The organism is Acinetobacter tandoii DSM 14970 = CIP 107469 (assembly GCF_000400735.1).
Lineage (GTDB): Bacteria > Pseudomonadota > Gammaproteobacteria > Pseudomonadales > Moraxellaceae > Acinetobacter > Acinetobacter tandoii.
In genome coordinates this window covers 503244-512466 of the sequence record NZ_KE007365.1, presented here as the reverse complement: position 1 = coordinate 512466, position 9223 = coordinate 503244, and the positions used below count along the sequence as shown (strand labels likewise).

Below are 9223 nucleotides of genomic sequence, written 5' to 3'. Positions count from 1 at the left end.
CCGATGGTCAGCGATCGATTGATTTGCTGGATCAGAAGCAAGTGAATGAGCTGATTCAGTCCAGTGAAACCCCTGAGGCTTTGGCATTTAATATGATGAAGCTTATGCCAGGTGCAAGTGAAAGCCAATTTACGGCCAATCTAGAAATGGCTTTGTATGCAGCCGATGTGCTGGGGTATGTCACGGCAAGTGGGGATAAATGAAACCAATCACTTTTTTAGAGGCTCTGCAATTCGCTCAGTCTCGTAAAATCGTATTGCCTGATGAATTCTATTCAATGGATCTCAATACACGGCAATTGGCAACTACAGTGAGTTTTCTGTCCAGCATTGAGCAGATCGAGACAGTCATTAAATCGCTCAATAAGACCTTGGCAGAGGGTGGAACATTCAACGACTTTCAGAAGTTGGTTGAAGAAAACGAGATTGTGCTGAGTAAGCATTATCTCAAGAATGTATTCCGAACCAATATCCAGACAGCTTATGGCCATGGACGTTGGCAACAACAGCAGAAGAATAAGGCGAAACGACCTTATTTAATGTATTCAGCGATTAATGACACTCGTGTTCGTCCCAGCCATTTGGCTTTGAATCGAATCATCAGACATATCGATGATCCTTTTTGGTTGTTGTATTACCCACCATGGTCTTTCATGTGTCGGTGCACCGTAATTGCCTTGACTGAGAAAGAAGCGAAGAAGCTCGGTATTACTTCTGATGAAGATCTACCACAAATTGCAGAAGATATGGGCTGGTCTACGAGTCCATTAACATTCGGTGAGATGGAGTCAGCTGTTGATCAAAAGATTACTGACTCAATCTTAGATAAGGAATATTTACTGGAGCAGAAACAAGCAATTCAGGCTGAATGGACTGCTAGCAAGAAGTTGATGAGCCTCTTGTCACCGATGACGGATTCGAGTCGAGATCTATTCAATACGATTGCAGATACGGTGGTGCCACTTGATCCAACACTACGACCAAGTGCGATCAGGACGCTGGTGGATTATGTACAGGGCAATGCTACTGCATTAACGGCTTATGTTCAGAAACCTGCTATCTCGTTGGCAGAAGAAGTGCTTAAGCGCTGGGTGAAAGGGGATATGGCTAAGATTCAGGCTGTATCTGCAAACGCCGTGGATGTGGTCAGAGGATCTACAACACTGGCTTATGCGGCTTCGCTTGAAGTGGGTAAAGTCATAACTCTGGATTCGCCGTTACTGCTAACGGGTGCACAGTCAAATATAGTGATTCAAATTGAGAATGCAAAAGGCTTAGGTATTGATCTTGAAAAACTCAATGCAGGGCAAGGCGTGTTGTTTGAGATGGGGTTGTCGTTTGAGGTGGTTTCAGTAGCACCCTCAGATGGGAAGATGATTTATGTGTTAAGAGCATTGGTGAATTAGATGAAATTGATTTTAAAAAATGGAATGAGCGTCTTATATAAAGATGTCATGAGCTTAACGGGGATGAACATTGTTTCAATCGTTGCTGATTCAAAAGAAGACCGATTTAATTTGCGCATGCTTCTCACTGGTGGTCTAAAGGTTGATAAAGATGGATGCCATCCATTGGGTTGCAATTTTGGTTCAAACGCCTTGAATCAAAGCTCCGATATGTCGAACTATAACCAACCATTAAGCTTAGTGCCGAACGGCAGTAATGTGTCAGCGGATGGTGGAGCTTTAACTACGAGCATTAAAAAAAATTATTCACTTGAAGAAAAATTGCGAATTATCGATACGTTGACATCTGTAATACAGCGCAATGAGCCAATGATGTATCAACATACAAGGGAGGCGGAAACAAAACTGCTAGCCTTAGTTCAAAGTAATTAAATAATCACAAGCATACAGAACCGCCGTCAAGGCGGTTTTTTTATGGAGCATGAAAATGCCAGAAGAAGATAAGCCCAATCAGTATTGCTTTCAGCTTGGGCAGCTAAATGTAAATCAGGCTGAAGAGGGTAAGAAAAAACGTACCTTCTCCGGCGTGGCTTACAGCGGAGAAGTTATTACAGACCATTGGTATTGGGATCGAATCGTCTTTGATCTTGATTCAATGCAATTGAAAGGACGCATTCCTGCATTACTTGAGCATCGATCGAGTCAGCGTGCAGGTGCAATCAATACGCACTCAATTAACCACCAAACAGGATTAACTGTCTCTGGTGACTTGATGAGTAATGAGTTTGGTACTCAGGTAGCCCAAGACTCAGATGACGGCTTTCCATGGCAAATGTCAGTACGTATTGAGCCATCTTCAATCGAAGAAATCAAAGCTGATGCATCTGTAATGGTAAATGGGAAGGTTCACCAAGGACCTATCACCGTATTCCGTGGCGGTCGTATTCGCGAAGTGTCTTTCTGTGCTTTAGGTGCGGATGACAATACAAATGCTGTGGCAGCAAGTCATAGCCCTAAATCAAAAACTTTCAACCAAGAGGAAACGGACGTGACCGAACTCGAAAAAGAAAAAGCTGCTCGTGAAAAAGCGGAGCAAGATCGTGATGCTGCGCAAAATGAGCTGAAAAAGTTCAAAGCGGATAAGCGTGAAGAAGACATTAAAGCACTGGAAACCGCCTTGAGTAAGCAGTTCAGCGCTGAAGAAAAAACGTCATATACCAATATGGATGATGCTTCATTTGCCTTCATGTCTCAGCAACTAAAACAGTTCTCAGGACAGCAGCCAGCACCACCTGCAGGTCAACAGCAAACCAACGTCGTTCCAGCTCACTTACAGCACTTGTTTAGTCATCAAGCTACGGGTGGTCAGGGTGGACAGCAGGGGCAAGGTGGTAACCAAGAGCATCAATTTACTGCAGGAGCTAAGGCTTTTGCAGCTCAGAAGCAAGGGGCTTAATAGATGACTACTATCTCAACTTCGCATCAATCTCGACCATTCAATTTGGATGTCGGTAAAACACGCCGTGCTAACGGTAAGGTGACAACAGCTACAGCATACAAAGAAGGGGATTTGCTTGTTGTATCTGCTGCAAATGTCCTTACCCACGCTGCAGATGAATCAACGTGGGATGTTATTTGTGGTGCAACGTTAACTGCTGCTCAAGCAACAGAAGCGGCAGCAAAAGGAACTGAAATTCCGTACTTCATTGGTGGTGTTTTTAGCATTGAAGCGGTTTCAATTTCAGGTGTTGCGTTAACAGCTGACAAGTACGATGCGGCACGTGCCAAGGCATCTAAAAACAAAATCGAACTATCAAAGGTGTAAGTCATGCCACAAAGTTTTGTAATTAATAATGCACCGCTTGAGCTGTTAGGTGTAGATGAATTAGCTCTCATTCACTCGAACTATGCGCCAATGGATACGTGGTTGTTGGACAAGCTATTCCCTCGTCGCAAATCATTTACCACAAGCACAGTTCCTATTGCTGAGCTTGAAACTGAATCTGATATTGCACCTTTGGTTGCTCCGCAGATTCCTGGTAAACCATTCGACCGCACAACTGCGATTCAAGTGCAACATTTAAACCCAGCTTACCTCAAACCAAAGAATCAGATTACCCCTGCAACTGCATGGGATACAGCATTACTGGCTCGTTTGCGAGACTCCAACATTATCTCAACTGGTAGTAATCAGCTCAGTACATCAGAGCAATACGTGATTGCGCAGATTGAAACCATGAAGCGTAACCATGATGCAATCGATAACCGTAAAATCTTGATGGCAGCTGAACTGGTAACCACTGGCCAAATCATTCTTGAATCGGATGATTACACCAAAAATGTGGTTTCGTACGGCCGCGATGCATCATTAGCATTTACGCCTGCAAACGCTTGGGATCAGGTGGGAGCAACCCCAGTCGAGGATATCGACACCATGGCTCAGCGCATGCTTGATGAAGATGGTGGTGAGGCTAAGATGATTCTGACTACTGGTAAGGTGTGGTCAGTCTTAGAAAAGAATGCAGACTTCAAAGCGAAGTTTGTAGCGCCGTATGCAGGCATCAGCGTTCCGTACCGCCCAGAGCTCAATGCTTCACGTTCAGCCAAATTCAAAGGCTACTTGGGTGACATTGAAATCTGGACGTATGATGCTACCTACAAAAACAAAGGTCAGACCAAGCGCTTTATTCCACAAGACTACTTTGCATTGATTGCTGACAATAATGGTTATGTCACTCAATGTAAGATCGAAAACATCCATGCAAATGGTTTGGCTTTGGAATACTTTGATCGTCAATGGTATGAAGAAGATCCAAGTGGAATCATGCTTCTTACAGAATCAGCACCGCTTGTTGTCCCGAGCAACAAAAATGGTATTTGTGGCGGTACTGGATTCATTACCTTATAAGGAGGCTTAGATGCCAAAGTACATTGCAAAGCAATCCATCGGGCAGTTTATGCCGGGTGATGAAATCAAGGGCTTGAATGATGACCGCATTCAGGCCCTTTTAGTATCTGGGGCTATTGAAGAATATCAAGAGCCCAAGGAACCTAAGGCTGATGGTACCGCGGCTCAGTTAGCAAGTCTTACGGCAGAAGTCGCAGAGCTGAAGGCAAATGAAGAAATTCTAATTGCTGGTAAAACCCAAGCTGATGCAGAAGTCGCAGAGCTGAAAGCGAAGGTTGAAGGTTTAGAGAAATCTCTGAATGCTTCTGAAGCGGCTTTGAAAAAGGCTACTGCCGAGGCTAAGAAGGCTACAACGTCAACTGAAAAATAGGTAGGTGATCCATGTATGCAACGCGTGAAGAACTTACCAAGCGATTTGGAGATGAAATCGAGCAATTGGAAAGTATGCATCCTTCGTCAGGCACTGCAGTGCAAGATGCTATACAAGACGCAAGTGAAGAAATTGACAGCTATCTTGCTGCCAAATACGCACTGCCACTACCAAGCACCCCGAACAATTTAAAACGATTAGCGTGTGATATTGCACGCTATCGTTTGTACTTTCAGCAGCCTACCGAAGAAGTTCGGAAGCGCTACGAAGATGCCAAAGAGTTCTTAAAAGGTGTTCGGGATGGAAAAAATGTCTTGGCCATTCTCGATAATCAAAATCAAGTCACTGAAGAGAAGCCTGTCAATGCACCAGCAACGATGCCGATCGGTAGCACATATCGTGGCGGTGTATTTGGTGATGCAACTTTAGACATGATGCCTAGCATCAAGTGAGGTTCTTATGGCTGGTGTGGGTATCACCATTCAGGCAGATGGTGAATCTTTAATAGTTCAAGCGCTGGAGCGATTCTCAGGACTTGATCAAACTAAGCATCAATTGTTTGAGGCGATAGGCTATACAGTCTCAAACAATATCCGACGCCGCTGGATGGTGGGCGAAGGCTTAGAGGGTAAGTGGCGTATTTCAGGTCGGGTGGCTCGTCAAGGCGGGACAACGCTTCGAGATACATCACGCTTGATGAATTCAATTACTCATAACGTTCTGCCGAATGGTGTTGAGATTGGAACAGATGTTGAGTATGCAGCTATTCATCATTTCGGTGGTGAGATCCATCATGAAGCCCGTATGAGAAGGACCTACTTTCGACAAGGGCGTGACGGTACTGTTGGGAATCGATTTGTACGTCAATCTCGTTCTAATTTTATGCAGGAAACTATGGGTAAACCATACAAGGTCAATATGCCTCGCCGTCCTTTCTTAGGTCTCACGGAATCCGATGAAAATGAGGTGATGGATATAATTGTGGAGCATTTAACCCATGAGTGATGCAGAAAACTTCTTTGCTGTTCGTTCTGAAATTGCCGAAAAGCTCAGTGAAATTGCAGACTTTAAGATGATTTATACACCTGCTAATTCAGCCAAAATCACTGAAATGACACAGGTAACTCCAAACGCCCAAGTGTATTACCGCCGTGTACGTAAAGTAGATGATGCGGGACGATCATCGACCAACATGCTTGCCAAGCAATGGGAAGTAACTGTTGTTGAGCGCCATGCAGCATCACAGTTGAGTAATGGTGCTGAGGCACTGGACCGAGCTGGGATATTGACGCAAAAGGTTCTAGAGCTTCTATGTGGTTGGAATCCAGCGTCAAGTGCAAGACCGCTAGACTTGGTTGCCATTGAGGAGGATTACTCGACCACCTGCGTGTATATCACTTTGGTGTTTGAATCAAAAACATTCGTATAGGAGCTTATATGACTAAGCAATACAAAGCCCGGCAACCTGTTGGGCGTTTTCGTACTGGGGATATTGTTGGTGGTTTGACCGCCGCACAGATCCAAGACTTACTGCAGCGTGGTGTGATTGAAGAAGTGATGGAAGCTTCTGAGAATAAGCCTGCTGTACAAACCAAAACTACAAAAGAGGCTAAAGTAGATGGCTAAACCTGATCTAATTTCACTGCAAGGTGAGATGCTTGCCGCATTAATTACTAATGGTGTAGTGGGGCCTTATTTGACGATGGGTAATGCACCCAATATGCAAATTGCGATTTCATCTGACTCAACTGATCATTTCACTGCTATAGATGGGACACGCGCAAAAGATGCAATTTTGCGTAAAGCTACTGGTGTGACATTTAGTGGATCTCTTGAAGAGCTTAATAAGCAAAACAAGAATATTTTGTTTAGTGGTGAAACGGCTAAAACGACAGCTCAAGCCCTTGCAGATCAATCACTGGGTACTGTTCAGGCGGGTCACATGATCAGCCTTGGCCATCGCAATTTAACTGGGGTTGCTTTCAAAACTGGCAGTACGGATATTGATCCATCCACTTACAGCTTGGATTCGGTATTTGGCACAGTCGAATTTCTTGTAGAGCCTGCGGGACCTGTAACTTGGTCAGGCAGCGCTGGTGTGGTAGAGCGAACCGCCATGGCGACGCATTTTGGGCGTGAGTACGCCTTACTATTCAAAGGGATTGATACTTACTCGGGTGACAAGCTTTCTGTTGAATTGTGGCGAGTTCAGTTCTCACCTGATACTGAATTCGACTTGATCAATGAAGACTTTGCATCATTTGATGTTGAAGGTGAGTGTTTAGCTGATTCATCCAAAGCGAATGATCCGCAAGCTGGTCCATTTGGCTGTATTGATCGATTTTCCGTAGCATAAGTTTTACAGGCACAAAGAATACCAGGCGCATCAGCGTCTTTTTTTGTGCCTGTTTTTTAGGATTCAATCATGAATGATTTCTTTATTGCATCGAACCGTAGCTTGAGCCTTGAAGTTGATGATGTCTCACTTGAAGTTCGACAGATCCAGATGAGTCAGTTTGACTTATGGGTAGGTGCAGCTGATCCCATCAAGAATATGCTGGGCAATGTAAGTGACTATTCAGATGAAATTCTTAAGAAGGTAATTCAAAAGCATTTGATTGAATGTGTAGTGATGCTTCAGTTGATTACTGATCTGGACCATCCAGCGATTTTAAAAGCGGCTCAAGATCAGGAAGTATTTATACAACTTCTCAAAACTGGCCTAAAAGCCAATCAGCAATATTTCGTCGATAAAGAGCCGAAATCAAAACGCCGTAAGAAACGTAGCGAAACCAATGATCAGGATTCGACTTGGTTTGATTCATTCCAGTTATTGGTATCGAATGGCCATAGCCATGACAGCATCATGAATATGACCTATGGAGCATTTAAGCTTTATACAGAAGCAGTAGTGAAACGTGAAAAGCAGAATATTGCTACTCAATCCAATATTATCCGTATGGCACAACATGCAGCAGCGAAGCAATTTAAAAGTTTTGTTGATGAATTAAAGGAATAAAAATAGACTAGGTCTCACAACAAGGGGGTATTCATGAAAAAACTTATAATTTTAGCTTTAACCGTTATTTCTACCGCTGTTTGGGCTGGAAGTACTACAAACAACTTTAGAACCAATTCTGGCGACATTGTTTCGGTTGGTCAAACTGAAGAATCGTTGATTGAAAAAATGGGTAAGCCTAGACCGAAGCATTATGTTCTTGATGATGGTCAATTTTACTGTGCTGCAACTGAATACGTTTATCGTGTAGATATGCAGGAATACACCGTAATTTTGTGCCGTGGAAAGATTGTTAAGATTGAGTGGCGGAATGCTTAAGGGTGGGGTATGAAGTACTTGGTAATTGGTGCACTGGTATTAGTAGGTGTCTTATTCTACTTTATGAATCAGAGCAATAAAGCTGATGCGGAACGAATTAAGCAAGCAGAGATCGCTCATCAACAAAAGATCGAAGCTGCAAAGGCTGCTGAACTCGATAAGCAATTAGGTGGAACAGCGATTAAAGAAGAAACAATTAAACAGGTTGTGGACGCAAAACTTGCTGAAAACCCAGAAATTACTCCACTACAAGCCAATGAATTAAATGGCATTATTCTTGAGTGGAAAGATGCCGCACAAGTTGCTAGCGCTACAAGCAGAATTGCTCTTTCACAACCAGTTACGAAGATGCAAGAAATTAAACGAAATATATCAGCAAAAAAATATCAAGGTTGCGCAGAATCAACAAGGTTGCTTTATGTTGACGCAATGTCAACCAACATTGATGCTTATTTAGAGTTTATGAAAGGTAAGGAATATGAGTTGAATGCCGCGACTCTGCTTACTGATTACGGCAAGCAATTGGAGCTTGCGGAGCGAGAGCAATCAAGCTGTAAATATTTGCAAGTCTAAATCTAAATAGTGGCAATTATAAGCGCCTTAGGGCGCTTTTTTATCATTCGCAATTCTATGAAAGTCATCAACAACCTCAATTAATGTTTTTTGCACATCACTCCAAGGAATTCCTTTTTCCGACATGGCTTTTGATACCGCAATGATCATATGAGCCATGCAAGCGTTATAGCCAGCATTAAAATCATTTTGGTTTTGCGAGAAGGCTTGTTCTAACCGAGCTACCATTTCAGCACTTTGAGAGCGATTATTTGCTTCAGCAGATTTTTCTATTTTTAATTTTAACTCTGGCGGTACGCGCAATCTAACAATCGTGTGGTCAGTTTGGTTGCTCATAAAGTTTCCATGCCACAAAAAGTGGCAAAATGTTGTCTTGATCTATTTACAATACCACAAAGTGCGGCTATAGTTATTAAACGCCACAAAGTGTGGCAATAAGGGTGAGACTATGAATACCAAACAAAAAAAATCTACAGATGTACGATTTCGCCTAGAAGGTGAATTGCACGAGTCTTTAAAAGAAAAGGCGAAAAAAGAAGAGCGTTCAATGAATTATTTAATGAATAAGGCTGTTGAACTTCTATTAAACCAAGAGAGTGCGAAAGCATGAAATCAACAGGCAACAAAAAA

16 protein-coding genes and 1 pseudogene are annotated in these 9223 nt (G+C 43.0%); 16 read left to right on the top strand and 1 reads right to left on the bottom strand.

Annotated features, from left to right (window positions below; all coding sequences use genetic code 11):
• The 15 genes and pseudogenes from I593_RS20610 to I593_RS06375 all read left to right on the top strand — a co-directional run.
• Positions 1-203: pseudogene (locus I593_RS20610) on the top strand (phage portal protein family protein); the annotation flags it as partial.
• Positions 200-1405 (top strand): phage head morphogenesis protein, encoded by a 1206-nt coding sequence (locus I593_RS06440; protein WP_016166768.1) that lies wholly within the window; start codon positions 200-202, stop codon positions 1403-1405. The pseudogene I593_RS20610 and the gene I593_RS06440, both read left to right, overlap by 4 nt.
• Positions 1406-1837 (top strand): hypothetical protein, encoded by a 432-nt coding sequence (locus I593_RS06435; RefSeq protein WP_016166767.1) that lies wholly within the window; start codon positions 1406-1408, stop codon positions 1835-1837. It abuts the gene before it with no gap.
• Between the two features lie 55 nt (positions 1838-1892).
• Positions 1893-2861 carry a hypothetical protein gene (locus I593_RS06430; protein WP_016166766.1) on the top strand — a complete coding sequence of 323 codons (969 nt, stop codon included), beginning with the start codon at positions 1893-1895 and terminating at the stop codon, positions 2859-2861.
• A gap of 3 nt (positions 2862-2864) precedes the next feature.
• Entirely contained in the window at positions 2865-3230 is a 366-nt protein-coding gene (locus tag I593_RS06425) for a hypothetical protein (RefSeq protein ID WP_016166765.1), read from the top strand.
• Between the two features lie 3 nt (positions 3231-3233).
• Entirely contained in the window at positions 3234-4313 is a 1080-nt protein-coding gene (locus I593_RS06420; RefSeq protein WP_016166764.1) for a major capsid protein, read from the top strand.
• A gap of 10 nt (positions 4314-4323) precedes the next feature.
• Complete coding sequence (locus I593_RS06415) at positions 4324-4683, top strand: hypothetical protein (protein WP_016166763.1); 360 nt, start codon at positions 4324-4326, stop codon at positions 4681-4683.
• Positions 4684-4694: 11 nt separating this feature from the next.
• Positions 4695-5135, top strand: coding sequence for a gp436 family protein (locus I593_RS06410; protein WP_016166762.1), 441 nt, complete (start codon positions 4695-4697; stop codon positions 5133-5135).
• 7 nt (positions 5136-5142) lie between these two features.
• Positions 5143-5688: a phage virion morphogenesis family protein gene (locus tag I593_RS06405; protein WP_016166761.1), complete on the top strand. Its 546-nt coding sequence runs from the start codon at positions 5143-5145 to the stop codon at positions 5686-5688.
• On the top strand, positions 5681-6112 hold the full coding sequence (locus tag I593_RS06400) for a phage tail terminator protein (protein WP_016166760.1): 432 nt from the start codon (positions 5681-5683) through the stop codon (positions 6110-6112). The genes I593_RS06405 and I593_RS06400 overlap by 8 nt, the downstream gene beginning before the upstream one ends.
• Before the next feature lie 8 nt (positions 6113-6120).
• Complete coding sequence (locus I593_RS06395; RefSeq protein ID WP_016166759.1) at positions 6121-6309, top strand: hypothetical protein; 189 nt, start codon at positions 6121-6123, stop codon at positions 6307-6309.
• Positions 6302-7039 carry a phage tail tube protein gene (locus I593_RS06390; RefSeq protein ID WP_016166758.1) on the top strand — a complete coding sequence of 246 codons (738 nt, stop codon included), beginning with the start codon at positions 6302-6304 and terminating at the stop codon, positions 7037-7039. Before I593_RS06395 ends, I593_RS06390 begins: the two co-directional genes overlap by 8 nt.
• 69 nt (positions 7040-7108) lie before the next feature.
• Positions 7109-7702 carry a hypothetical protein gene (locus I593_RS06385; protein WP_016166757.1) on the top strand — a complete coding sequence of 198 codons (594 nt, stop codon included), beginning with the start codon at positions 7109-7111 and terminating at the stop codon, positions 7700-7702.
• A 33-nt stretch (positions 7703-7735) separates the two neighbouring features.
• Entirely contained in the window at positions 7736-8020 is a 285-nt protein-coding gene (locus tag I593_RS06380) for a hypothetical protein (protein WP_016166756.1), read from the top strand.
• A gap of 9 nt (positions 8021-8029) precedes the next feature.
• The gene (locus I593_RS06375; RefSeq protein ID WP_016166755.1) at positions 8030-8593 is read left to right on the top strand and encodes a hypothetical protein; all 564 of its coding nucleotides are present in this window, start codon (positions 8030-8032) and stop codon (positions 8591-8593) included.
• Between the two features lie 27 nt (positions 8594-8620).
• Here the strand turns inward: I593_RS06375 and I593_RS20825 are convergent, their stop codons facing one another.
• Entirely contained in the window at positions 8621-8929 is a 309-nt protein-coding gene (locus tag I593_RS20825) for an Arc family DNA-binding protein (protein WP_016166754.1), read from the bottom strand.
• A 112-nt stretch (positions 8930-9041) separates the two neighbouring features.
• Between I593_RS20825 and I593_RS19990 the strand changes: the two genes are divergently transcribed.
• Complete coding sequence (locus I593_RS19990) at positions 9042-9203, top strand: toxin-antitoxin system HicB family antitoxin (RefSeq protein ID WP_016166753.1); 162 nt, start codon at positions 9042-9044, stop codon at positions 9201-9203.
• The last annotated feature ends 20 nt before the right edge of the window (positions 9204-9223 follow it).